The sequence below is a fragment of the Acidobacteriota bacterium genome (assembly GCA_039683095.1).
Lineage (GTDB): Bacteria > Acidobacteriota > Aminicenantia > Aminicenantales > Saccharicenantaceae > RBG-16-66-30.
This window is the reverse complement of sequence record JBDKSB010000003.1, coordinates 12,999-34,525: the sequence shown is the minus strand read 5'-3', so window position 1 is coordinate 34,525 and position 21,527 is coordinate 12,999. Positions and strand designations below refer to the sequence as shown.

Genomic DNA, 21,527 nt, shown 5'->3' with positions numbered 1-21,527 from the left:
TCCTTGTTTCCGGCACCGGCCCGACGGACGCTCAGCCAAATAGGTCACTTACTGGATCTCGATGACGGCTCCGACTTCGGCGAACTTGGCCTTGATGGCCTCGGCCTCTTCCTTGCTCACGGCTTCCTTGAGCGGCTTGGGGGCGCCGTCGACGAGGTCCTTGGCTTCCTTGAGCCCGAGGTTCGTGACCTCGCGGACGACCTTGATGACGTTGATCTTCTTGTCGCCGACCGACTTGAGCACGGCCGTGAACTCGGTCTTCTCTTCGGCCTTGGCGGCTTCGGCGGCGGGGGCGGCGCCGGCCATCATGACCGGGGCGGCGGCGGCGGCGCTGATGCCGTACCGGCTCTCGAACTCCTTGATGTAGTCCGCAAGCTCGAGGATCGTCAGGCTGTCCAGGTGGGCGAAGAACTGTTCCTTGGTGAGTTTTTCCATGTCACGCTCTCCTTAATAATATGAGATTTCAGGTGTTTTTCGTCTTCTTCAGCTCGCTGAGCAGGATCCCCAGGTTGCCCAGGGGCGCCTGGAGGGTCCGCATGAGCCGGTGCAGCGGGTTGGCCATGAGATAGCCCACCTTGCCCAGCAGCTCCCGGCGGGAGCCGAGCTTGGTGACCTCGTCGAACCTCTCCGAGGGCATGATCCGGCCCTCGATCTGGCCGCCCTTGACGGCCAGGACCTTGCCCTGGTTGGAGAAGTCCTTGAGGATTTTGGCCAGGGCGATGGGGTCCTTGTCGGCGAAGGCGACGGCCGTCGGCTTCTGGAAGACCGGCCGCAGGGCCTCGGGGCACTTCTCGCCCAGGGCCCGCAGGGCCAGCCGGTTCTTGATGACCTTGTAGGCGTAGCCGGCCTTGCGCAGGGTCTTGCGCAGCTCGACGGCCTGGGCCACCTTCATCCGCTTGAAATCGATCAGGTAATAGGTGTCGTTCGTCTCGAACAGGCGCCCGAGCGTCTCGACGACGGGGATCTTGGCTTCCTTCTTCACGGCGCTCTCCTCTAGCTCTCGAGAATGTCCTCGGCGATCCGGAAGGACGGGCCCATGGTCGAGGACACGAACATCGTCTTGATGTACTTGCCCTTGGCGGCCGGCGGCTTGGCGTGGACGATGGCCTGGATGAAGGTCTTCAGGTTGTCGACCAGCTTGGCCTCGGGGAAGGAGACCTTGCCGACCGTGGAGTGGACGATGCTCGTCTTGTCGACCCGGAACTCGACCTTGCCGGCCTTGGTCTCCTCGACGGCCTTGCGGACGTCGAAGGTGACCGTGCCGGACTTGGGATTGGGCATGAGGCCCTTGGTCCCCAGGATGCGGCCGAGCTTGCCGACGCCGCGCATGACGTCGGGCGTGGCGATGACGACGTCGAAGTCGATCCAGCCGCCGGCGATCTTCTCGATGATGTCGTCGCCGCCGAAGTAATCGGCCCCGGCCTCCTCGGCCTCCTTGATCTTCTCGCCCGCGGCGATGACGCAGATCTTCTTGGTCTTGCCCGTGCCGTGGGGCAGGACGACCGTGCCGCGGACCATCTGGTCGGAATACTTGGGATTGACCCCCAGCCGGATGTCCATGTCGACCGATTCGTCGAACTTGGCGAAGTGGGCTTTCTTGAGCAGGCCGACGGCCTCCTCGAGGGTGTACGTCCGGGCCTCGGTCCCCTTGACCTCGCGGGCCTTGATGGTGTTCTTGCCGTGCTTACTCACTGATGATCTCCAGTCCCATGTTGCGGGCCGTGCCCTCGATGATCTTCTTGGCCGCCTCGACGTCGTAGGCGTTGAGGTCGGCCAGCTTGATCCTGGCGATCTCCTCGATCTGCTTCGCGGTGACCTTGCCCACCTTCTCCTTGTTCGGCGTGCCGGAGCCCTTGGCGATGCCGGCCGCCTTCTTCAGGAGGTACGAGGCGGGAGGGGTCTTGACGACGAAGTTGAACGACTTGTCCTTGAAGACGGTGATGAGGACGGGGACGACCGTGCCCTCGTCCATCTTCTTCGTCCGGTCGTTGAACTCCCGGACGAAGCCCATGATGTTGACGCCGTGCTGGCCCAGGGCCGGCCCGACGGGGGGCGCGGGGCTGGCCTGCCCGGCGACGATCTCCAGCTTGATCTTGGCGACGACTTCTTTCGACATGAACGGCCTCCTAAAGCTTTTCCACCTGCAGGAACTCGAGCTCGACCGGGGTCGACCGGCCGAAGATGGTGACCAGGACCTTGAGCGTGCTGCGCTCGGGGTGGACCTCTTCGACGATCCCGTTGAAGTTGAAGAACGGGCCGTCGATGATGCGGACGGCCTCGCCCTTCTCGAACGAATGCTTGGGCTTGGGCTTCTCCGAGGTCGTCTCCATGTGCTCGACGATCTGGCCGACCTCCTTCTTGCTCAGGGGGGTCGGCGTCCGGCCCGAGCCGACGAAGCCCGTCACTTTCGGGACCTGCCGGATCATGAGCCAGTTCTCGTCGTTCATCTCCATCTCGACGAGGATGTAGCCGGGATAGGAGCGCTTGGTCGAGACGACCTTCTTGCCGGCCCGGATCTCGATGACGTCCTCGGTCGGGATGATGATCTGCCCGACCTGGTCCTCGAGGTGGCATTCGATGGCCTTCTGCCGGATCGACTCGGCCACGAACTTCTCGAAGCCCGAGTAGGTGTGAACGACAAACCAGTTCTTTGCCATCGTCCGAATCCTTGCCTCACCCGAAGAGGTTCTTGACCTGATTGAGGAGCCAGGCGAAGATGACGTCCATGAAGAACAGGTAGAATCCGAAGAAGATCGTGGCGGCGATGACGACGATGGTCGTGTTGACGACCTCGTTCTTGGACGGCCAGGTCACCCGCTTGAGCTCGGCCCAGACGTCCTTGAGGAAATTCCAGAACCGCTTGTACCAGCGAAGCTTCGTCTCACTCATGGGGGTCTCTCTTTCGGAAACCCGGGCCGTCAGGCCCGGCCTCCCCTCCTCCGGGAGCGATCATGGCAGGTGAGGCAGGGCTCGAACCCGCAACCTGCGGTTTTGGAGACCGCTGCTCTACCAATTGAGCTACTCACCTGTCGTCCTGTTACTTGGATTCCTTGTGGGCCGTGTGCTTCCGGCAGGCCGGGCAGTACTTGTTCGTCTCGAGCTTTTCCGTCTGCTTCTTCTTGTTCCTGGTCGTGCTGTAGTTGCGCCTCTTGCACTCGCCGCACTGGAGCGTGATGATCTCTCGCATATCGGTCCTTCCCGGCCCCGGCGGGCCTTTATCGGAATCATAAGAGAGCCCAAGACCAGAATTGAACTGGTGACCCCGTCCTTACCAAGGACGTGCTCTACCAACTGAGCTACTTGGGCCCGGCAACCTCGAAAAAGAGCGGGAAACGGGATTCGAACCCGCGACGTTCAGCTTGGAAGGCTGACGCTCTACCAACTGAGCTATTCCCGCGCCCCCCGGCCTCTTCATAGATCCGCAGCCGTCCCGATCCGTTAAGAAGCAGAGGAAAATGGGCAGGGAAGGATTCGAACCTCCGAAGCGTTTCCGCAACGGGTTTACAGCCCGTCCCATTTGGCCACTCTGGAACCTGCCCGCATTATGGTACATCGTTCTCGCCTTCGATCGCCCGTCTAAGCCAGCGAAGGGATTCGAACCCCTGACCCGCTGATTACAAATCAGCCGCTCTACCTGCTGAGCTACGCTGGCGTTCCCTCCACTCGTCTCGCCGCTCACCTGCTAAATCGGGGGAAATGCCGAGAAGACGAAGCTAAAAATGAACAAAACCTCTCTTCTCGAGCTCGAAAGTGTTCTTTTTATTCAGAGATTTAATCTGAAATATATAGAACGACCGAGAGCTATGCTAGAGGAAATCAGGGGGCTTGTCAAGGGCTTCTTTTCGGCCGGCGCCGCGGATAGGGCCGGAACGCGGCCCGCGCCCGGTTTTTGCGGGGAACCGGTTCCGTGTCCCCCGTTTTTGTGCTATCATCCGACCATTCCAAGAAAGGCTGTATCGAGATGATCGAACGCTATACCCGCCCGGTCATGGGGGCGATCTGGACCGAGGAGAACAGGTACCGCCGCTGGCTCGACGTCGAACTGGCCGTCTGCGAGGCCTGGGCCCGCCTGGGGAAGATCCCCCAGGCCGACCTGCGCGTCATCCGGGGCAAGGCCGGCTTCTCCGTCAAGCGCATCGACGAGATCGAGAAGGTCGTCAAGCACGACATCATCGCCTTCCTGACCTCTGTCGCCGAGAAGGTCGGCCCCGCCTCGCGCCACATCCACCTCGGGCTGACCTCCTACGACGTCGTCGACACGGCCCTGTCGCTCCTCATCAAGGAATCGCTCGAAAAGCTGCTGGCCGACCTGCGGGCCTTCCACCGCCTGCTCAAGCGCCAGGCCGTCAAGCACCGCAAGACCGTCTGCATCGGACGCACCCACGGCGTCCACGCCGAGCCGATCACCTTCGGCTTCAAGATCCTCGTCTGGTACGAGGAGGTCGGCCGCCACATCGACCGCCTCGAGCACGCCCTGAAGACGATCTCCGTCGGCCGCATCTCCGGCTCGGTGGGCACGTTCATCCACCTCGATCCCCGCGTCGAGGTCATCGCCCTCAGGAAGCTCGGCCTCGAGCCGGCCAGGGTCTCGACCCAGGTCCTCCAGCGCGACCGCCACGCCGAGGTCCTCTCGGCCTTGGCCCTCCTGGCCACGACCGTCGAGAAGATCGCGGTCGAGGTCCGCCACCTCCAGCGGACCGAGGTCCTCGAGCTCGAGGAGCCGTTCACCAAGGGCCAGAAGGGCTCGTCGTCCATGCCCCACAAGAAGAACCCCGTCCGCTCCGAGCGGATCTCGGGCCTGGCCCGGGTCGTCCGGGCCAACGCCGGGGTGGGCCTCGAGAACATGGTCCTCTGGCATGAGCGCGACATCTCCCACTCCTCGGCCGAGCGGATCGTCTTCCCGGATTCGTTCATCGCCGCCGATTTCCTGCTGGCCGACGCCGCCGACATCGTCGCCCACTGGGTCGTCCACCCCGAGCGCATGCGGGCCAACATCGACGCCACGCGGGGCCTCATCTTCTCCCAGAGCGTTCTCCTGGCCCTGACCCGGAAGGGCCTGAGCCGCGAGGCGGCCTACCAGATCGTCCAGCGCAACAGCCTCAAGGCCTGGAACGAGAACCTCGACTTCCGGGCCCTCGTCGCGGCCGACCCCGACGTCGCCAAGGTCCTCGGCCCGAAGGAGACGGCCGCCTGCTTCGCGCTCGACCCGTATCTCGCCAAGATCGACTACATCTTCGAAAGGGTTCTCCGATGAAAGTACGGATCCTCGTTTCGTTCAAGGACAGCGTCCTCGACCCCCAGGGCCAGACCGTCAAGAACGCTCTCCACACGATGGGCTACGCCGCGGTCACGGACGTCCGCCAGGGCAAGGTCTTCGAGCTCGACCTCGAAGGCGTCACCCGGAAGGAGGCCGAGGACCTGGTCCCCGAGATCTCCCGCCGGGTCCTGGCCAATCCCATCATCGAGAAGTTCGATTGGGAAATCATCAAGGGCCGCTGAGGTCGCTGCCATGAAGTTCGGCGTCGTCCAATTCCCCGGCTCCAACTGCGACTTCGACGCGCTCCACGCCCTGAAGGACGTGATGAAGCGCCCGACGGTCATGCTCTGGCACAAGGACCACGACCTCCAGGGCGTCGACTGCGTCGTCCTGCCGGGCGGGTTCTCCTACGGCGACTACCTCCGCTCGGGGGCCATCGCCCGCTTCTCCCCGCTCATGCAGGAGGTCAAGGCCTTCGCCCGCGGCGGCGGCCGCGTCCTGGGCATCTGCAACGGCTTCCAGATCCTGCTCGAGCTCGGCCTCCTGCCCGGGGCCATGCTCCGGAACAAGAACCTCAAGTTCCTCTGCCAGCACGTCCACGTCCGGATCGAGGACGCCCGGACGGACTTCACCCGGGCCGGACGAAAGGGCCAGGTCCTGCGCATCCCCATCGCCCACTTCGACGGCAACTACTACGCCCCGGCCCGGACGCTGGCCGAGATCGAGCGGAACGGCCAGGTCGTTTTCCGCTACTGCGATCCCGGCGGCAACGTCACCGCCGAGGCCAACATCAACGGCTCCCTCGGCAACATCGCCGGCATCCGGAACAGGGAGGGCAACGTCCTCGGCCTGATGCCCCACCCGGAGCGGGCCGCGGAGTCCCTGCTCGGCAGCCGGGACGGCCGGACGATCTTCGAGTCCCTCATCCTCAGCATCGAGCGGGGCCGGCCGGCCCGGCGCCCCGCCCCCCGCAAGAAGGTCCGCCATGATCGATAAATCCGTCCTCGACCGGCATAACCTGACCGAAGACGAGTACAAGCTCATCGTCGAGCTGATCGGCAAGGAGCCGAACCTGACCGAGCTCGGCATCTTCTCGGTCATGTGGTCCGAGCACTGCGGCTACAAGAGCTCGCGCGTCCATCTCAAGAAGTTCCCGACCGATGGCAAGCACGTCGTCCAGGGGCCCGGCGAGAACGCCGGCGTCCTGGACATCGGCGACGGCCAGGTCGTCGTCTTCAAGATCGAGTCCCACAACCACCCGTCGTACATCGAGCCCTACCAGGGCGCGGCCACGGGCGTCGGCGGCATCCTCCGGGACATCTTCACCATGGGCGCCCGGCCGATCGCCGTCCTGGACTCGCTGCGCTTCGGCCCGCCCGACGACCCGAAGAACCGCTCGATCATGGAGGGCGTCGTTTCCGGCATCGCCGGCTACGGCAACTCGATCGGCGTCCCGACCGTCGGCGGCGAGGTCTATTTCGATCCCTGCTACGCCCTCAACCCGCTGGTCAACGTCTTCTGCCTCGGCCTGGCCGACAAGGACAAGATCTTCTACGCCAAGGCCGAGGGGGCCGGCAACAAGGTCCTCTACGTCGGGGCCAAGACCGGCCGCGACGGCATCCACGGCGCGACCATGGCCTCGGCCGAGTTCGGCAAGGACACGGAGCAGAAGCGCCCCAACGTCCAGGTCGGCGACCCGTTCAAGGAAAAGCTCCTGGTCGAGGCCTGCCTCGAGGTCATGGACCGCGACCTCATCGTCGGCATCCAGGACATGGGCGCGGCCGGCCTGACCTGCTCGACGACCGAGATGGCGGCCAAGGGCGGCATGGGCGTCGTCCTCGACCTCGACAAGGTGCCCCAGCGCGAAAGCGGCATGACCCCCTACGAGATCCTGCTCTCGGAGTCGCAGGAGCGCATGCTCATCGTGGCCGAGCCCGGGAAGGTCGCCGCCGTCCAGGCGGCCTTCGCCAAGTGGGACCTCGACGCGCCGGTCGTCGGCGAGGTCGTCGAGGGCGGCCGGGCCCGCATCTCGTTCAAGGGCGAGGTCGTCGTCGACATCCCGGTCGACGCCGTGGTCAACCTCTGCCCGGCCTACAACCGGCCCATCGCCGCGCCCGCCCCTCCCCCGCCCCTTCCGCCGCTCGAGACGCTGGCCGCGCCCGGCGACCTCAATCAGGCCCTGCTCACGGTCCTGGCCTCGCCCACCGTCGCCGACAAGGAGTGGATCTTCCGCCAGTACGATCACATGGTCCAGGTCAACACGGTCTTCCTGCCCGGGGCCGACGCGGCCGTGCTCCGCATCAAGGGCTCGAAGAAGGCTCTGGCCATGACCCTGGACGGCAACGGGCTCTACACCCGGCTCGACCCCCGGACCGGGGCCCGGATCGCCGTGGCCGAGGCTTGCCGCAACCTGGCCTGCGTCGGCGCCCGGCCGATCGGCGTCACCAACTGCCTGAACTTCGGCAATCCCGAGAAGCCCGAGGTCATGGGCCAGTTCGAGCAGGCCGTCAACGGCATCGCCGAGGCCTGCCGGACCTTCGCCATCCCGGTCACCGGCGGCAACGTCAGCTTCTATAACGACACCGAGGGGCTGTCCATCCATCCGACCCCGGTCCTGGGCGTCGTCGGCCTCATCGACGACGTCGGCCGGGCCGTCCGGCCGGGCTTCCGGGCCGCCGGCGACGCCGTGGTGCTGGTCGGCGAGACGCTCGGCGAGCTCGGCGGCTCGGAATACCTCCGGGCCGTCCACGGCCTCGAGGCCGGCGCGCCGCCGGCGATCGACCTCGAACGGGAAAAGCGCCACCAGGAGTTCCTGCTCGAGGCCATCGAGGCCGGGCTCGTCCGTTCGGCCCACGACCTCGCGGAGGGCGGGCTGGCCGTGGCCCTGGCCGAATGCGCGTTCCACGGCGACGGCCGGATCGGCTGCGCCGTCGAGCTCGACGGCGGCGGGATGCGGGACGACGTCCTCCTCTTCAGCGAGACCCAGTCCCGCGTCCTGGTCACCTGCCGGAAGGCCGATCTGGCCCGGTTCCTGGAGATGGCCGAGGGACGCGGCGTGCCGGCCCGGGCCATCGGCCGCGCCGGCGGGACGGCCCTGATCGTCAGCCGGCGGGGACGGGAGATCCTGCATATTTCGGTCGACGCGGCCTTCCATGCCTGGAAGGACAGCCTGCCGGCCTATTTCAAGGTCCGGACCTAGGGGGCGCCATGGACGAAGCCGTCTTCCGCAGCCCGCGCAAGAAGGGCCGCGTCGCCGTCCTGCTGTCCGGCCGGGGCTCGAACTTCATGGCCATCCGCGAGGCCGCGGCCCGCGGCGCCGTCAACGCCGAGATCGCCCTGGTCCTTAGCAACAAGGCCGACGCCCCGGGCCTGCTCAAGGCCCGGGAATGGGGGCTCGAGACCCTCTTCCTCGATCCCAAGCTCTTCGCTTCCCGCGAAGACTACGACCGGGCGATCATCGCCGAGGTCGAGAAGCGGCGGATCGACCTCGTCTGCCTGGCCGGCTACATGCGGGTCCTGACGCCGGCCCTGTGCGACGCCTTCAGGAACCGCATCTTCAACATCCACCCGGCCCTCCTCCCCGCCTTTCCCGGCCTCCATGTCCAGCAGAGGGCTATCGATTGGGGCGTCCGCTTCTCGGGCTGCACGGTCCACTTCGTGGCCGCCGAGGTCGACATGGGCCCGATCATCCTCCAGGCCTGCGTCCCGGTGCTCCAGGACGACACGGAGGAGACGCTGGCGGCCCGCATCCTCGTCGAGGAGCACAAGATCTATCCCGAGTCCGTCAAGCTCTATTTCGAGGGCCGGCTCGAGGTCCGGGGCCGCCGCGTGTTCATCCTCGGGCCCGGGGCCTGACGCGCCCCGGTCCGGCACGGCCGCTCCATCCCTCCCCTCCGCGCCGACGGCCGGGACGCCTACTTCAGGATCCGGGGCGGGACCATCTTCGGCGGACGGCCGAAGACCTTGGCGTAGATCCCCGGATAGGCGTCCTTGCCGCCGATCAGGAGACAGGCCAGCGGCATGACCCGGGCGGCCTGGCGGGACATCGCGGCCGCGAGGCCGCGGATCTCCCACTGGGCCGACTCATCCTGGCGCAGGCGCGAGACGTGGTAGAGCTCCCGGACGTTGAGCTTGAGCAGGGCCCGGCGCCGGTGGGCGTTGGTCAGGACGTAATCGGCGGCCGGCCCGATCTCCTTCTCCAGCCGGGCGTGGGTCTCGTTCGTCCGGTCGATGACCTCCAGGAAATCCTTTTCGCCCCCGGCCTCGCGGACCGACGGCGGGACGGTGACGCCCAGGCCGGGATCGTAGCGCTGCCAGGTCAGCGTGGCCATGCGATGCCGTTTGAGCTGGGCGAAGCAGGAGGCCGACAGGACGAGATCGTAGACGAGATCGGCGTGCTCGAATTCCCGGGGCGGGAAATCGTAGAACTCCATCCGGGCCAGGGCCCGGCGGACGATGTCCCGGCGGGCCGCCGGCCTGGCCCGGCCGGCCCGGTCCAGGCATTCCCGGTAGGGCCAGCGGGTGACCGAATGGAGCAGGGCGGCGATGACCCGCTGGTCGCCGTCGGCCGGAGCGCCGGCCAGGACGACGCCCGGCGCCGAGGCCCGGCGCCGACGGGCCGGCCGCCGGCCGGGCTCCCCCCAGGCGGCCGCGGCCCCGGCCAAGTCGTCATAGGTTTCGGCGTCGAACGGGCTTGGGTCGGTGAACAGGATGATCGAGGGCGCGGCCTCCTTGGCCAGATCATAGAGCCGGGCGTTGAGTTCCCGGAGCTCGGCCAGCCCCTTGGCGGCGAAGCGGCGAATGACGAGCTCGAGGCTGCGGGCGTTGGCCGTCAGCCCCAGCTGGCCTTCCGTGGCCAGGCTGACGACATAACGGGCGTCCTCCTTGGCCCAGCCGTCGAGGACGGCGTGGTTGCGCGGGTCGGCCGCGGCGCCGGCGTGCTTGGCGAAGACGAAGGGCTTGAGGCGGGCGTAAAGCTTGTGGTAAAGGGCGTTCTGGGCCCGGACCGCGCCGGTGAAAATGCCCTCGAGTCCGGCCCGGCGGACCTCCTCGGGGACGACGAAGTCCTCGCCGAGCGTGATGTAGCGCTGGGACTTTTCGGTGAAGGACATCAGCCGGAAGCGCTCGATCTCCTCGATGGCCAGCCGGCTGACGCCGATGACGTCGAAGTTGAAAACGGCGTGCTCGGCCACCGAATGGTGGCCCATCCTGAAGATGATGGCCTGGTTGGACCGCCGGCTCCGGTCGACCTCGGCCCGGGCCGCGGCCCGCAGCTCGTCGACCGGGCGCGGATCGCGCGAGATCCGGGCGTAGGAGGCCGACAGGGTCTCGGGGGTCGCGTCCTGGCGCGTCGGCGAATTCCGCTTGAGCTCGTCGAGGACGACGCTGTCGACGTTGTATCCGGCCAGGACCACTTTCATGGTCCCTCTACCTTAGAGTCCGTCGCCGTTTTTGTCAAACTACATCAGCCGAGGGCGCGACGCAGCGGCGCGCTCTCAGCCCTTCATGACCCCGAGCGGCAGGAGCCTGGCGACGAGGCGGCCCAGGCCGACCTCGTTCGAGACGCGCACGACCTCCTCGACGTCCTTGTAGGCCTCGGCCGCCTCCTCGGCGACGCCCTTCCAGTTCGTCGACCGGAGCTCGATGCCCCGCCGGGCCAGATCGTCGCGGATCGTCTCGCCGCGGAAGCGCCGCAGGGCCTCGTGCCGCGACATGACCCGGCCGGCGCCGTGGGCGGTCGAGGCGAAGCTCAGGCCCTCGGCCTGCTTCGTCCCGGCCAGGAGGAACGAGGCCGTGCCCATGCTGCCGGGGATGATGACCGGCTGGCCGACGGCCCGGTAGGCCGCCGGGACCTCGGGCCGGCCCGGCCCGAAGCTGCGCGTCGCGCCCTTGCGGTGGACGACGAGCCGCCGCGGCCGGCCGTCGACTTCGTGCTCCTCGACCTTGGCCACGTTGTGGCAGACGTCGTAGACCTGGTCCATGCCCTCGGCGCTGCCCAGGACCCTGGCGAAGACGTCCCTGATCCAGTGGGCGATCATCTGGCGGTTGGCGAAGGCGTAGTTGACCGCGGCGCACATGGCCCGGTAATAGCGCCGGCCCTCGGCCGACGTGAACGGGGCGTGGACGAGCTCGCGGTCGGGCAGCCCGGCCACGCCGAAGGCGTTCTCCATGATCTCGATGAAATCGGTCGCCACCTGGTGGCCCAGGCCGCGGCTGCCGCAGTGGACCATGACCATGATCTGGCCCGGGGCCGCGACCCCGAAGGCCCGGGCCGCTTCCTGGTCGTAGATCCGGTCGACCTTCTGGATCTCCAGGAAATGGTTGCCCGCGCCGAGCGTCCCGAGCTGGGGGACGCCCCGCTCCAGGGCCCGCTCGGAAACGTCCTCGACGGACGCGTCCTTCATCCGGCCGCGCTCCTCGGTCCGCTCCAGGTCCTCGGCCCAGCCGTAGCCGTTCCCGACGGCCCACTCCGCCCCGCGGGCCAGGATATCGCGCAGCACGGCCCGGCTGAGCCTGGTCACGCCGCCCTTGCCCACCCCGGCCGGCACTTCCTTGAATATCTCGGCCAGGAGCTCCCGGCGCCTGGCGCCGACATCCGCCTCCGTGTAGTCCGTCCGGAGCAGGCGGACGCCGCAGTTGATGTCGTAGCCGACGCCGCCCGGCGAGATGATCCCGTCGTCTGGGTCGAAGGCGGCCACGCCGCCGATCGGGAAGCCGTAGCCCTGGTGGGCGTCGGGCATGACGAAGGACCGGCGGACCAGGCCCGGCAGGCAGGCGACGTTGCGGGCCTGGACCAGCGTCTGGTCCCGCCGGATGTCGTCGAGGAGGCGGGCCGAGGCGTAGATGACGGCCGGGACCCGCATCGGGCCCTCGGCCGGTATCTCCCAGGTGTTGTCGTCGATCCGGCGCAGGTCCATGGCCGCCTCACATGTCCACGACAACTTGGACCGTGAAGCCGCCGCGCTCCTCGATCCTGAGGTCGTGGTAGGTCACCGCCTTGACGCCGCCGTGGAGTTCGTGGCGGGCGGACAGGGTCTCTCCGGCCAGGACGGCTTCGAGGCTGAGGCGCCCGGAGCCGGGCCTGATCTCGACCTCGTCCACCCGGCCGAGAAGGAACCGGCGGGCTTCGAAAAGAAAGACGATCTCGCCGAGGAACTTGACCAGCAGCTGTTCCCGGTCCATGCCGTCGACGCGGACCCGGCGCCGGACCTTGGGCTCGACCCGGCGCCAATCCCACATCAGGGAAGCCAGAGCCAGGGCCGCGTTCCCGAAGGCCTCCCCGAGGGTCCGGCCGTAGGCCTGGAACTTGCCGTCGGCGGTGTGGGGCAGGATCCGGTAGCGTTCCGTCTCCATCGCGGCCTCTCCCCCTCCGGGGATATCCTAGCCCATCCGCCCGGAAAAGTCAGCCGGACGGCTACTGGACCGGGGCCACGAAAGCGTTTAGGACCCGGCCGGTGGACTTCTCCTGCGCGAACAGGACGACCCGCAGGCCGGTCCGGGAGATCGCGTTCCGCCGGACGGCCCACTTGAATCCCGGGATCCGGGTGTAGGACTTCTCGAATTCGGTCAGGAAGCCGTCCGTCTTCTTCTCGGACTCGGCGAGGTCGAACACGGCCGTCTTCGGCGCGGCCGGATCGAGGACGTAGAGATCGCGGACGACCATCCGGTGGGCCGTGACGCCGTTGCCGCCCGCGTGCTCCTGTTCGTCCTGGACCAGGACGAGCAGGTATTCGACGCCGGTGACGGCCTTGTCGAAGTCGAAAGAAACCTGGACCTTGTCGCCGGCGATCGCGGCCCGGGCCTTCAGGGACACGCCGGGCGCCTCGGCCAGGAGCGGCTCGATGACGCTCCGGAACTGCTTGAACTTGCCCTCGGCCGAGCTGCGATTGCCTCCCCCGACGGACTTGTTGGCGCCGTCGATGACGATCGTCGGCGTGCTGCCTATGCCGTAGGCGCCGGCCCGCAGGGTCGAGGCCGGGTTTATCATCGGGTCCGGCCGCGGGATGGGCAAATGGTACACCAGGACCGCCAGGTACTTCGACGGGATGGTCTCGGAGAGCCCGTCGAAGGCGATATCGGCGCCGACGCAGGGCGGGCACTCCGAGCCGGTGAAGAGCTCGGCCAGGACGGTCTTGCCCTTCCAGCCGGCCGGGGCCTTGAAAGGCTCCGGCTTGAACGGCAGGGCCTTGAGCCGGTCCGCGAGAGCGTTTTCGAAGCCCGCCTCGGAGCCGTGGACTCGGCCGTAGAGCGCCCGGGCCTTCGAAGTCGCGTCGCTGAAGCCGTCGGCCGCGGCGGACAGATAAGCGTCGGCGGCCTCGGCGGTCTTGCCCCGGTTCTCGAGGATGCCGGCCAGGATATAATAATAGTTCCCGCCAGCGGCCCCGCCGCCTTTCTTATAGGCCGCTATCGAGGTCTCGGCCTTGTCCGCGTCCCCGGCGTTGAGGCAGGCCCGGGCCGTGAGCAGCTCGACGGCGTTGACGACGTTGGCCTTGAACTGGTCGCGCTGATCCTGGGGGATGCCCTCGTAGGCCGCCGGGTCGGCCGCGGCCTGGAGCGCGGCGCCCCGGTAGGACAGGACGGTCTCGAGGACCCTGGCGTGGTCGAACGTTTCGACGAGCGGATGGTTGAGGAGCTGGGCGCCCATGGCCACGGGCCTCTGCATCCGGGTCGGTCCCCGGGCCCCGGCCAGGAAATCCTTCTGCAGCGCCAGCAGGTCTTCGAGGTTCGCCGCCAGGGCCACCTTGGATTCCTGGATGCCGCCCTCGATGGCCTCCATGAACTGCGAGCTCGGATAAGCGGCCTTGATCCGCTCGAACTCCCTGAGACGCGCCGCCGGATCGGTCATCTGGTAGGCGGCGACAAGTTCCTTGTATTCCGGCGGGGCCTGGCGGCCCTGGGCCGCGAGCCGGCCCGCGCCGGCGATCGAGAGGGCGGCGGCCAGGAGGACGACCGCCCCAAATCGCGTCTTAGCGTTCATGAGGCCTCCTCAAAAGGCACCATTATAACCGATTCGGCGCGGAAGGAAAGGACCGGCGACCGGGTCTCAGACGAAGCGCCCGGGCAGGACGGCGCCGCACTTGGGACAGCTCGCGCCCCGCAGGGCGTCGGCCAGGACGGAAAAGCCGCGCCGGCGGATGAGGACGGCGCCGCAGGTCCGGCAAACCGTGTCCTCGGACTCGCCGCCGACGTTGCCCACGTAGATGTACCGGAGGCCCTCGCGGCGGCCCGTCTCGGCGGCGGCACGCAGGGTGGCCAGGGGGGTCGGCGGCGTCCGGTCGTACTCGAAATCCGGATGGAAGCGGCTGATGTGCCAGGGGATGTCGGGATCGACCGAGGCGATGAACCTGGCTATCCCTTCGATCTCGGCCGGGCCGTCGTTGAGGCCGGGGACGACCAGGGTCGTCACCTCGACCCAGATGTCGACGGCCCGCATCCGCCGGATGGTCTCGAGAACGGGCTCGAGCCGGGCGCCGCAGACCTTCCGGTAGGTCTCGTCGCGGAAGGCCTTGAGATCGACGTTGGCCGCGTCGAGGAACGGCCGGACGGCCTCGAGGGCCTCGGCCGTCATGTAGCCGTTGGTGACGAAATTGTTGAGGAGGCCGGCCTGGCGGGCCAGGCGGGCCGTGTCGTAGGCGTACTCGAAGAAGATGGTCGGCTCCGTGTAGGTGTAGGAAATGCTGCGGCAGCCATCGGCCAGGGCGGCGCGGACGATGGCCTCGGGCTCGAAGGGCTCCCCGGCCACTCCGCCGCCAGGGCGCCGCGGCGCCTGCGAGATCTGCCAGTTCTGGCAGAAGCCGCAGCGGAAGTTGCACCCGGCCGCGGCCACGGACAGGGCCCGCGAGCCGGGGAAGAAATGGTAGAAGGGCTTCTTTTCGATCGGGTCGACGTGGGCGGCCACGACCTCGCCGTAGACGAGCGTCACCAGCCGCCCGTCACGGTTCTCGCGGACGGCGCAGACGCCGGCCTGGCCGGGCTTGATGACGCAGCGGTGGGCGCAGAGCCGGCAGGCCGCCGCGCCGGCCTCGGTCGGGTCCCAGAGCATCGCCTCGCGGATCACGGGCCCTCCAGCTCCGGGAAGAACTCCGCGGCGGAGGGGCAGAGCCGCCTCAGGAAGCAGCCCGGGCAGTCCGGCTTGCGGGCCTGGCAGACGGCCCGGCCGTGATCCACGAGCAGAAAGTTGAAATCGAGCCAATCGGGCCGGGGCACCAGGGCCATGAGGTCGCGCTCGACCTTGACCGGGTCCTTCTCCCCGCTCAGGCCGAGCCGCTGGGAGAGGCGCAGGGCGTGGGTATCGACGGCGATCCCTTCCGCCTTGCCGTAGCCCGCCGAGAGGACGATGTTGGCCGTCTTGCGGGCCACGCCAGGCAGGGTCGTCAGCTCCTCCATGGAGTCCGGGACGGCGCCGCCGTAGGCCGAGACGATCCGCTGCGCCGCCCCGATGATGGCCTTGGCCTTGTTCCGGAAGAAGCCGGTCGCGTGGATCTCCCGCTCGAGCTCGGCCCGATCGGCCCGGGCGAAGGCCTCGGCCGTCGGGTACTTGCGGAACAGGGCCGGCGTGACCGTGTTGACCAGCTTGTCGGTGCTCTGGGCGGCCAGCATCGTGGCCACGAGGATCTGGAGCGGGTTCCGGAACTCGAGCGCCGTCCGCGCCTCCGGGTAGTGTTTCCGCAGCAGCCTGATGATCGGCTTGATCCGCAGTCGCGCGGCCTCCATGGGCCCCTCCCCTTTCGCCGGCCCGGCCTCAGAAGGCGACGAACTTGGACTTGGGCGAGCCGCAGATCGGGCACTTGTCCGGCGCGTCGCCTTCCATGGTGAAGCCGCAGACCGAGCAGACGTGGATGGGCTTGAAGGCGATGTCCTGGCCCGCCGCGACCGCCTCGCGGGCTGCCCGGTACATGCCCGCATGGACCTTCTCCGCGGCCAGGGAGTACCGGAAATAGGTCCCGGCCGCTTTTTCGCCCTCGTTCTCCGCCGCGGCGATGAAGGCCGGGTACATCTCGGCGATCTCGTGCGATTCGCCCCCTTCCGCCGCGGCCAGGTTGTCCTTGGTCGGGCCCAGCGCGCCCAGGATCCTGACGTAGTTCGAGGCGTGGACCTGCTCGGCGTAGGAATTGGCCTTGAAGGTCCGGGCGATGTTCGCCAGCTTCTCGGCCTCGGCTTTCCCGGCGAAGGCGGCGTACTTCACGTGAGCCTGGCTCTCGCCGGCCAAGGCGGCCTTGACGTTGTCTTCGGTCGTCTTCATCATGGCGCGTTCTCCTTTTGCTGACAATATATCAATCAGGAGATCCGGATCATGGCCTGGATGGCGCCCCGGGCCCGGTCGGCGACGTCGGCGGGGACCTCGACCCTGGTCGTGCCGGTCTCCAGGGCCCGCAGGACCTTGGGGAGCGTCGTCATTTTCATATGGGCGCAGAGAGCGGTCTCGCGGGCCGGATAGAATCTCACCCCGGGATTCTCCCTGGACAGGCGGTAGATGATGCCCTTCTCGGTGCCGATGACGATCTCCCGGCGGGACGTCGTCCGGGCCTCGACGACCATCTTGCCGGTCGACAGGACCCGGTCGGCCCGCTCGATGACGTCCATGGGGCATTCCGGGTGGACCCAGACCTCGGCCTCCGGGTGGCGGGCCCGGGCCTCTTCGATGTCCCGCGGCGTGAAGCGGTGATGGACGTAACAGTAGCCGTCCCAGGCGATCACGGTCTTGTGCGTCTCCCGGGCGACATAGGCGGCCAGGTTCTTGTCCGGCACGAACAGGACCTTGTCGGTCCCGAGCGAGTTGACGACCGCGATGGCGTTGCTCGAGGTGCAGCAGACATCGCTCTCGGCCTTGACCTCGGCGCTGCTGTTGACGTAGCAGACGACCGGCAGGCCGGGATGGCCGGCCTTCCAGGCCCGGAGCTCGCGGCCGTTGATCATGTCGGCCATGGGGCAGCCGGCTTCGATCTCGGGCAGGAGGACGGTCTTGCCCGGCGCCAGCACGGCGGCCGTCTCGGCCATGAAGTGGACGCCGCAGAAGACTATGGTCGAGGCTTCGAGCCCGGCGGCCTTGCGGCTGAGCTCGAGGGAGTCGCCGACGAAGTCGGCCGCGTCCTGGACCTCCGGGGCCTGGTAGTTGTGGGCCAGGATGACGGCGTTCCCGCGCCGCTTCAGCTCGCCGATCCGCTCGAGGACGTCCATCGTCTCAGGCCTCGCCCCGCAGGGGCCGGCCGCAATGGATGCAGGCCGAGTCGCCCTTCTTGGTTATGCCGCCGCAGGACGGGCACTCCTCGAACTCGATCCGGCAGGCCCGGCAGAAGGTCTTGTCCTTCTCGTCCAGGGCCGTGTCGCAGTAGGGGCAGGCCATCCCCTCGTCGTGCTCGTGCGGGTCGGAGGCCGCGGCCCCGGCCGGGACCAGGCCGGCCTGCCGGTCGCGGTAATTCCTGATGGCCTCGTGCAGGGCGTCGGCGCCGAGGTTGGAGCAGTGCATCTTGTTCTTCGGCAGCCCGCCGAGCTCCTGGGCCACGAGCTCGTTGGTGATGGCCAGGGCCTCGTCGATCGTCTTGCCCTTGGCCATCTCGCTGACCATGCTGGACACGGCGATGGCCGCGCCGCAGCCGAAGGTCTGGAACTTGACGTCGGCCAGCCGTCCGTCCCTGACCTTGATGTAGAAGGTCATCATGTCGCCGCAGACCGGATTGCCGACCTGACCCACGCCGTCGGCGTCGGGGATGATCCCGACGTTGCGGGGATTGGCGAAATGGTCCATCACTTTGTCGCTGTACATCAGGAACCTCGCTGCTTGAGAAACTCGGTATAGAGCGGGGACATGCCCCGCAGCCGTTCGACGATCGGCGGGAAGCTCTCGAGCAGGGCCTCGACGTCCCCGCCCTTCGTCCCGTCGATCAGGCTGAAGATGAGCGATCCCTGGGCGGTGGCGTGGTCTAGGCCCATGGCCAGGAGCACGTGCGAGGCCTTGAGGGATTTGGAGGTGCAGGCCGAGCCGCTCGAGGCGGCGAAGCCCTTCATGTCCAGGAAGAGGAGCATGCCTTCCCCTTCGACGAACTCGACGCAGAAGCTGGCGTGGAAGGGCAGCCGGCCGGTCCGCGGGCCGGTCACGAGGACGTGCCCGACGCGCCGGGGCAGCTCCTCGAGCAGGCGGTCCCGCAGCGGGACGAGGGCGGCGGCCCGGGCGGCCATTTCCGTCCGGGCCAGGGCGGCGGCCCGGCCCAGCCCGACGATGCCGGCCACGTTCTCGGTGCCGCCCCGGCGCCCGCCCTCCTGGATGCCGCCGTCGATGAGCGGCATGATGCGGACGCCCTTGCGGACGAAAAGGGCGGCCGCGCCCTTGGGCCCGTAGAACTGGTCGCCGGCCAGGCTCAGGGCGTCGGCCCCGAGGGCCTTGACGTCGACCGGGATGCTGCCGGCCGCGGCCACGGCGTCGGTGTGGAAGAGGATGTTGCGGGCCCGGCAGACAGCGGCGATCTCGGCCGCCGGCTCGATCGTCCCGACCTCGCTGTTGGCGGTCATCACCGAGACCAGGACGGTCTCCCTGGTCAGGGCCTTCTCCACCGCGGCCGGGTCCACCCGTCCCTCGCGATCGACGGGGACGAGCGTGGCCGTGAAGCCGGACTTCTCCAGGGCCTTGACCGAATTGAGGACGGAGGTGTGCTCGATGGCCGAGACGACCAGGTGCCGGCCCCGGGCCTGCTGGCCCGCGGCCAGGCCCTTGACGGCGAAGTTGTTGGCCTCGCTGCCGCTGGCCGTGAAGTAGATCTCCGCGGGATCGGCCCCGATCAGGGCGGCGACCTCGGCCCGGGCGGCCTCGACCGCTTCCTGGGCCTGCCGCCCCCAGGCGTGAAGGCTCTGGGGATTGCCGAACGAGTCGGCCAGGAACGGCCGCATGGCCTCGAGAACCTCGGGGCGCACGGGCGTAGCCGCGATATGGTCGAGATAGATCCTCTTCATGACCCTTCCCCCTCCGGCGGCCTCCGGCGGGACGGCCCGTCCCCGGCGGCCGGCGGCGGCCGGGATCAGACGGCTTCGACGGCCGTGACCTCGGGGACCTCTTTCTTGACGATCCGCTCGATGCTCATCTTCAGGGTCAGCTGCGACATCGGGCAGCCGCCGCAGGCGCCGCGCAGGCGGACCTTGACGACGCCGTCCGGCCCGACGTCCACGAGCTCAACGTCGCCGCCGTCGGCCTGGAGGGCCGGGCGGATCTTGGACAAAGCTTGTTCGACCTTCTCTTTCATGTAAATCTCCTCGTCTGTCCGGGCGCTGGTCCCCTTATTTTACGCCGCCCGGTGGCGCATGACAAGGCGCAGGGCCGGTCCGGCCGGGCTAGCCCTTTTTCTTCATCGGCTGGCCGCAGCAGAAGAGCACGTGCTCTTCGGTGCAGCCGCAGGCCTCGTCGACGATCAGCCGGTAGCCGCAGACGCCGCACTCGAGCGCGGGCTTCCCCGGCCTGGCCGCGGCCTTCCGGCCCTTGGGCTTCGGAGCCGGCTTCTTCGCTTTCGTGGTGGCCATCTCGTTCCTCCCTCCTGCGACGATCGATCGGCCCGCCATCCGGCGGGTCAGATGTCTCCCTGATGCTCGGCCCGGTCCCAATCGAGCAGGCGCCGCTCGCCGCGCAGGGCCCGGATGCCCGTCGCGTCCTGGGAAACCTCGAGGACGCCCCGGTACGCTCCGGCCTTGTCCCGCAGGGCGAAATAGCGGATGTGGACGAACCGGCCGTGGAGCTCGATCCAGAACTCGGCCGTGTCCCGCTCCCCTCTCCGGAAGGCGTCGACGATCCGCTGGACGATGTGGACGCTCTCGGCCGGGTGGCAGTTCTGGACCTTCCGGCCGATCACCGACGGCGTCCGGCGGAAGATGCGGCCGGGCGACGCCGAATAATAGCGCACGGTGTCGGTCTCGTCGACGAACGAGACGTCGACTGGCAGATGCGTCATCATCAGGTCGATCTGCTCCGCGCTGAGCGCTCCGCGGTCGAGCTCGACCGGCGCGGCCGCGGCCTTGGTCCTCTCTTCATTGGCCATCGCCCACCTCCTCCAGGCCGACATTATACACGAATTCCTATAATTCCAGTAGTGTTTTTTTCAAAGGGCCCGAGGGAAGCCGCATTCCCCGCTCCCCTGCTAGACGACGACCCGGGGGACGAGGGGGTTGATGCGGGCCAGGATCTCGTAGCTGATGGTCCCGGCGAGCGAGGCCAGGTCGTCGGCCGTGATCAGCTCCCGGCCGTCGGCGCCGATGAGCGTCACCTCGTCCTCGAGCGCCGGGGCGGGGACGTCGGTGACGTCGGCCATGAAGAAGTCCATGGCCACCCGGCCGCGCACGGGCGCCCGCCGGCCCCGGACGAGCACGTGGGCGGCGTTGGACAGGCCGCGGTCGTAGCCGTCGAAGTAGCCGACCGGAACGACCGCGAGCACGGTCGGCCGGGTCGTCCGGTAGGTGCAGCCGTAGCCGATGTCGGCCCCGGCCGGCGCCTTCTTGATCTGGGCGATCCGGGCCTTCCAGGACAGGACCGGCTCGAGCGCGAGCGGCTCCCTCCTGTCGAGCAGGCACGACAGGAAGGTCTCCTTCGAGGGCCAGAGGCCGTAGAGACCGATGCCCACCCGGGCCAGGTTGAAGCCCGGTTCGGGGAAGAGGATGGCGGCCGCCGTGCAGGACATGTGCTTCAGCGGGAGGCGCGGGCCGGCGCCCTCGAGGGCCCGGCAGGCCGCGCGGTAGGTCTCGAGCTGGCGGCGGGGATAGTCGTGGCTGGTCGTGTCCTCGATGTTGGCGAAATGCGACGACAGCCCCTCGACGACCAGGCCGGGCCGGCGGCGGATGTCGCGGACAAAGGCCGGCAGGTCCCGCGGCGCCACGCCCTGGCGCCACGTCCCGGTCTCGACCTTGACGTGCAGGCGGACGGTCTTCCTCAGCCGCGCGGCCAGCCCGGCCAGCCGGGCGACCGTTTCCCTGTTGTAGACCGTGAGGCGCAGGTCCGCGGCCACGGCCTCTTCGAGCGAGGCCAGGGGGGCGTAGCCGAGAACGAGGATGGGGGCCCCGATCCCGGCCCGGCGCAGGGCCGCGCCCTCGTCGACGGAATCGACGCCGAACCAGTCGACGCCCTCGCCGGCCGCGATCCCGGCGACCTCGAGAAGGCCGTGTCCGTAGGCGTTGGCCTTGACCACGGCCAGGAACTTCCGCCGCGGCCCGATGAGGCGGCGGAAGCCGCGGATGTTGCGGACGAGGGCCCGGCGGCTGATCTCGACGCGCTCCACGGCCCGGCCGCCCATGCCCGCGC

The 21,527-nt window shown here is 68.2% G+C and carries 26 protein-coding genes and 5 tRNA genes; 5 read left to right on the top strand and 26 right to left on the bottom strand.

Annotation, left to right across the window (positions count from 1 at the left end):
* Window positions 1–48: 48 nt before the first annotated feature.
* The 12 genes from rplL to ABFD52_03645 form a co-directional block, all read right to left on the bottom strand.
* Entirely contained in the window at window positions 49–435 is a 387-nt protein-coding gene (gene rplL / locus ABFD52_03700; GenBank protein ID MEN6559860.1) for a 50S ribosomal protein L7/L12, read from the bottom strand.
* Window positions 436–463: 28 nt separating this feature from the next.
* The gene (gene rplJ / locus ABFD52_03695) at window positions 464–982 is read right to left on the bottom strand and encodes a 50S ribosomal protein L10 (GenBank protein ID MEN6559859.1); all 519 of its coding nucleotides are present in this window, start codon (window positions 980–982) and stop codon (window positions 464–466) included.
* An 11-nt stretch (window positions 983–993) separates the two neighbouring features.
* Window positions 994–1,692 carry a 50S ribosomal protein L1 gene (rplA, locus tag ABFD52_03690; protein ID MEN6559858.1) on the bottom strand — a complete coding sequence of 233 codons (699 nt, stop codon included), beginning with the start codon at window positions 1,690–1,692 and terminating at the stop codon, window positions 994–996.
* Window positions 1,685–2,116: a 50S ribosomal protein L11 gene (gene rplK / locus ABFD52_03685; GenBank protein ID MEN6559857.1), complete on the bottom strand. Its 432-nt coding sequence runs from the start codon at window positions 2,114–2,116 to the stop codon at window positions 1,685–1,687. The genes rplA and rplK overlap by 8 nt, the downstream gene beginning before the upstream one ends.
* 10 nt (window positions 2,117–2,126) lie before the next feature.
* Window positions 2,127–2,657 (bottom strand): transcription termination/antitermination protein NusG, encoded by a 531-nt coding sequence (gene nusG / locus ABFD52_03680; protein ID MEN6559856.1) that lies wholly within the window; start codon window positions 2,655–2,657, stop codon window positions 2,127–2,129.
* Window positions 2,658–2,673: 16 nt separating this feature from the next.
* Complete coding sequence (secE, locus tag ABFD52_03675; protein MEN6559855.1) at window positions 2,674–2,889, bottom strand: preprotein translocase subunit SecE; 216 nt, start codon at window positions 2,887–2,889, stop codon at window positions 2,674–2,676.
* A 63-nt stretch (window positions 2,890–2,952) separates the two neighbouring features.
* Window positions 2,953–3,028: transfer RNA gene (locus ABFD52_03670), tRNA-Trp, on the bottom strand.
* Between the two features lie 9 nt (window positions 3,029–3,037).
* Window positions 3,038–3,187: a 50S ribosomal protein L33 gene (rpmG, locus tag ABFD52_03665; protein MEN6559854.1), complete on the bottom strand. Its 150-nt coding sequence runs from the start codon at window positions 3,185–3,187 to the stop codon at window positions 3,038–3,040.
* A 46-nt stretch (window positions 3,188–3,233) separates the two neighbouring features.
* Window positions 3,234–3,306 (bottom strand) — tRNA-Thr (locus tag ABFD52_03660).
* Window positions 3,307–3,324: 18 nt separating this feature from the next.
* A tRNA-Gly gene (locus tag ABFD52_03655) sits at window positions 3,325–3,397 on the bottom strand.
* A gap of 59 nt (window positions 3,398–3,456) precedes the next feature.
* Window positions 3,457–3,539, bottom strand: a tRNA-Tyr gene (locus tag ABFD52_03650).
* Between the two features lie 40 nt (window positions 3,540–3,579).
* A tRNA-Thr gene (locus ABFD52_03645) sits at window positions 3,580–3,652 on the bottom strand.
* A gap of 309 nt (window positions 3,653–3,961) precedes the next feature.
* On the opposite strand from ABFD52_03645, the gene purB reads away from it, so the two are divergent.
* Genes purB through purN form a run of 5 tightly spaced genes read left to right on the top strand, consistent with a single transcriptional unit; the run spans window position 3,962 to window position 9,112 of the window.
* Window positions 3,962–5,254, top strand: coding sequence for an adenylosuccinate lyase (gene purB / locus ABFD52_03640; protein MEN6559853.1), 1,293 nt, complete (start codon window positions 3,962–3,964; stop codon window positions 5,252–5,254).
* Complete coding sequence (gene purS / locus ABFD52_03635; GenBank protein ID MEN6559852.1) at window positions 5,251–5,499, top strand: phosphoribosylformylglycinamidine synthase subunit PurS; 249 nt, start codon at window positions 5,251–5,253, stop codon at window positions 5,497–5,499. Before purB ends, purS begins: the two co-directional genes overlap by 4 nt.
* Before the next feature lie 10 nt (window positions 5,500–5,509).
* Window positions 5,510–6,253: a phosphoribosylformylglycinamidine synthase subunit PurQ gene (purQ, locus tag ABFD52_03630; protein MEN6559851.1), complete on the top strand. Its 744-nt coding sequence runs from the start codon at window positions 5,510–5,512 to the stop codon at window positions 6,251–6,253.
* Window positions 6,243–8,456 (top strand): phosphoribosylformylglycinamidine synthase subunit PurL, encoded by a 2,214-nt coding sequence (gene purL, locus ABFD52_03625; protein ID MEN6559850.1) that lies wholly within the window; start codon window positions 6,243–6,245, stop codon window positions 8,454–8,456. The genes purQ and purL overlap by 11 nt, the downstream gene beginning before the upstream one ends.
* Before the next feature lie 8 nt (window positions 8,457–8,464).
* Window positions 8,465–9,112, top strand: coding sequence for a phosphoribosylglycinamide formyltransferase (gene purN, locus ABFD52_03620; GenBank protein ID MEN6559849.1), 648 nt, complete (start codon window positions 8,465–8,467; stop codon window positions 9,110–9,112).
* Window positions 9,113–9,171: 59 nt separating this feature from the next.
* Here purN and ABFD52_03615 read toward each other — a convergent pair whose 3' ends face one another.
* The 14 genes from ABFD52_03615 to alr form a co-directional block, all read right to left on the bottom strand.
* Window positions 9,172–10,677, bottom strand: coding sequence for an FAD-dependent thymidylate synthase (locus ABFD52_03615; protein ID MEN6559848.1), 1,506 nt, complete (start codon window positions 10,675–10,677; stop codon window positions 9,172–9,174).
* 75 nt (window positions 10,678–10,752) lie between these two features.
* Window positions 10,753–12,174 carry an RtcB family protein gene (locus ABFD52_03610; GenBank protein MEN6559847.1) on the bottom strand — a complete coding sequence of 474 codons (1,422 nt, stop codon included), beginning with the start codon at window positions 12,172–12,174 and terminating at the stop codon, window positions 10,753–10,755.
* Window positions 12,175–12,181: 7 nt separating this feature from the next.
* Window positions 12,182–12,610: an archease gene (locus tag ABFD52_03605; GenBank protein MEN6559846.1), complete on the bottom strand. Its 429-nt coding sequence runs from the start codon at window positions 12,608–12,610 to the stop codon at window positions 12,182–12,184.
* 61 nt (window positions 12,611–12,671) lie between these two features.
* Complete coding sequence (locus ABFD52_03600; protein ID MEN6559845.1) at window positions 12,672–14,234, bottom strand: hypothetical protein; 1,563 nt, start codon at window positions 14,232–14,234, stop codon at window positions 12,672–12,674.
* Window positions 14,235–14,300: 66 nt separating this feature from the next.
* On the bottom strand, window positions 14,301–15,314 hold the full coding sequence (gene amrS, locus ABFD52_03595; protein MEN6559844.1) for an AmmeMemoRadiSam system radical SAM enzyme: 1,014 nt from the start codon (window positions 15,312–15,314) through the stop codon (window positions 14,301–14,303).
* On the bottom strand, window positions 15,311–15,970 hold the full coding sequence (gene nth, locus ABFD52_03590) for an endonuclease III (GenBank protein ID MEN6559843.1): 660 nt from the start codon (window positions 15,968–15,970) through the stop codon (window positions 15,311–15,313). Before nth ends, amrS begins: the two co-directional genes overlap by 4 nt.
* A gap of 28 nt (window positions 15,971–15,998) precedes the next feature.
* Window positions 15,999–16,502: a rubrerythrin family protein gene (locus ABFD52_03585; GenBank protein MEN6559842.1), complete on the bottom strand. Its 504-nt coding sequence runs from the start codon at window positions 16,500–16,502 to the stop codon at window positions 15,999–16,001.
* 32 nt (window positions 16,503–16,534) lie between these two features.
* On the bottom strand, window positions 16,535–17,434 hold the full coding sequence (gene nadA, locus ABFD52_03580; protein ID MEN6559841.1) for a quinolinate synthase NadA: 900 nt from the start codon (window positions 17,432–17,434) through the stop codon (window positions 16,535–16,537).
* A gap of 4 nt (window positions 17,435–17,438) precedes the next feature.
* Window positions 17,439–18,020: a Fe-S cluster assembly scaffold protein NifU gene (gene nifU / locus ABFD52_03575; protein MEN6559840.1), complete on the bottom strand. Its 582-nt coding sequence runs from the start codon at window positions 18,018–18,020 to the stop codon at window positions 17,439–17,441.
* Window positions 18,020–19,201 carry an aminotransferase class V-fold PLP-dependent enzyme gene (locus tag ABFD52_03570; protein MEN6559839.1) on the bottom strand — a complete coding sequence of 394 codons (1,182 nt, stop codon included), beginning with the start codon at window positions 19,199–19,201 and terminating at the stop codon, window positions 18,020–18,022. Before ABFD52_03570 ends, nifU begins: the two co-directional genes overlap by 1 nt.
* Before the next feature lie 65 nt (window positions 19,202–19,266).
* Window positions 19,267–19,488 (bottom strand): NifU family protein, encoded by a 222-nt coding sequence (locus tag ABFD52_03565; GenBank protein MEN6559838.1) that lies wholly within the window; start codon window positions 19,486–19,488, stop codon window positions 19,267–19,269.
* Between the two features lie 88 nt (window positions 19,489–19,576).
* Window positions 19,577–19,762 carry a hypothetical protein gene (locus ABFD52_03560; GenBank protein MEN6559837.1) on the bottom strand — a complete coding sequence of 62 codons (186 nt, stop codon included), beginning with the start codon at window positions 19,760–19,762 and terminating at the stop codon, window positions 19,577–19,579.
* A gap of 47 nt (window positions 19,763–19,809) precedes the next feature.
* On the bottom strand, window positions 19,810–20,274 hold the full coding sequence (locus tag ABFD52_03555; protein MEN6559836.1) for a PAS domain-containing protein: 465 nt from the start codon (window positions 20,272–20,274) through the stop codon (window positions 19,810–19,812).
* Between the two features lie 99 nt (window positions 20,275–20,373).
* Window positions 20,374–21,519, bottom strand: a complete 1,146-nt coding sequence (gene alr, locus ABFD52_03550) for an alanine racemase (GenBank protein ID MEN6559835.1) — start codon at window positions 21,517–21,519, stop codon at window positions 20,374–20,376.
* Window positions 21,520–21,527 lie beyond the last annotated feature (8 nt).

What these genes read in the sequence shown, in the direction of transcription:
- rplL (MEN6559860.1), bottom strand. Translation starts at nt 435, where the DNA reads ATGGAAAAACTCACCAAGGAACAGTTCTTCGCCCACCTGGACAGCCTG.
- rplK (MEN6559857.1), bottom strand. Translation starts at nt 2,116, where the DNA reads ATGTCGAAAGAAGTCGTCGCCAAGATCAAGCTGGAGATCGTCGCCGGG.
- nusG (MEN6559856.1), bottom strand. Translation starts at nt 2,657, where the DNA reads ATGGCAAAGAACTGGTTTGTCGTTCACACCTACTCGGGCTTCGAGAAG.
- secE (MEN6559855.1), bottom strand. Translation starts at nt 2,889, where the DNA reads ATGAGTGAGACGAAGCTTCGCTGGTACAAGCGGTTCTGGAATTTCCTC.
- rpmG (MEN6559854.1), bottom strand. Translation starts at nt 3,187, where the DNA reads ATGCGAGAGATCATCACGCTCCAGTGCGGCGAGTGCAAGAGGCGCAAC.
- purB (MEN6559853.1), top strand. Translation starts at nt 3,962, where the DNA reads ATGATCGAACGCTATACCCGCCCGGTCATGGGGGCGATCTGGACCGAG.
- purS (MEN6559852.1), top strand. Translation starts at nt 5,251, where the DNA reads ATGAAAGTACGGATCCTCGTTTCGTTCAAGGACAGCGTCCTCGACCCC.
- purQ (MEN6559851.1), top strand. Translation starts at nt 5,510, where the DNA reads ATGAAGTTCGGCGTCGTCCAATTCCCCGGCTCCAACTGCGACTTCGAC.
- purL (MEN6559850.1), top strand. Translation starts at nt 6,243, where the DNA reads ATGATCGATAAATCCGTCCTCGACCGGCATAACCTGACCGAAGACGAG.
- purN (MEN6559849.1), top strand. Translation starts at nt 8,465, where the DNA reads ATGGACGAAGCCGTCTTCCGCAGCCCGCGCAAGAAGGGCCGCGTCGCC.
- ABFD52_03615 (MEN6559848.1), bottom strand. Translation starts at nt 10,677, where the DNA reads ATGAAAGTGGTCCTGGCCGGATACAACGTCGACAGCGTCGTCCTCGAC.
- ABFD52_03610 (MEN6559847.1), bottom strand. Translation starts at nt 12,174, where the DNA reads ATGGACCTGCGCCGGATCGACGACAACACCTGGGAGATACCGGCCGAG.
- ABFD52_03605 (MEN6559846.1), bottom strand. Translation starts at nt 12,610, where the DNA reads ATGGAGACGGAACGCTACCGGATCCTGCCCCACACCGCCGACGGCAAG.
- ABFD52_03600 (MEN6559845.1), bottom strand. Translation starts at nt 14,234, where the DNA reads ATGAACGCTAAGACGCGATTTGGGGCGGTCGTCCTCCTGGCCGCCGCC.
- nth (MEN6559843.1), bottom strand. Translation starts at nt 15,970, where the DNA reads ATGGAGGCCGCGCGACTGCGGATCAAGCCGATCATCAGGCTGCTGCGG.
- ABFD52_03585 (MEN6559842.1), bottom strand. Translation starts at nt 16,502, where the DNA reads ATGATGAAGACGACCGAAGACAACGTCAAGGCCGCCTTGGCCGGCGAG.
- nadA (MEN6559841.1), bottom strand. Translation starts at nt 17,434, where the DNA reads ATGGACGTCCTCGAGCGGATCGGCGAGCTGAAGCGGCGCGGGAACGCC.
- nifU (MEN6559840.1), bottom strand. Translation starts at nt 18,020, where the DNA reads ATGTACAGCGACAAAGTGATGGACCATTTCGCCAATCCCCGCAACGTC.
- ABFD52_03570 (MEN6559839.1), bottom strand. Translation starts at nt 19,201, where the DNA reads ATGAAGAGGATCTATCTCGACCATATCGCGGCTACGCCCGTGCGCCCC.
- ABFD52_03565 (MEN6559838.1), bottom strand. Translation starts at nt 19,488, where the DNA reads ATGAAAGAGAAGGTCGAACAAGCTTTGTCCAAGATCCGCCCGGCCCTC.
- ABFD52_03560 (MEN6559837.1), bottom strand. Translation starts at nt 19,762, where the DNA reads ATGGCCACCACGAAAGCGAAGAAGCCGGCTCCGAAGCCCAAGGGCCGG.
- ABFD52_03555 (MEN6559836.1), bottom strand. Translation starts at nt 20,274, where the DNA reads ATGGCCAATGAAGAGAGGACCAAGGCCGCGGCCGCGCCGGTCGAGCTC.
- alr (MEN6559835.1), bottom strand. Translation starts at nt 21,519, where the DNA reads ATGGGCGGCCGGGCCGTGGAGCGCGTCGAGATCAGCCGCCGGGCCCTC.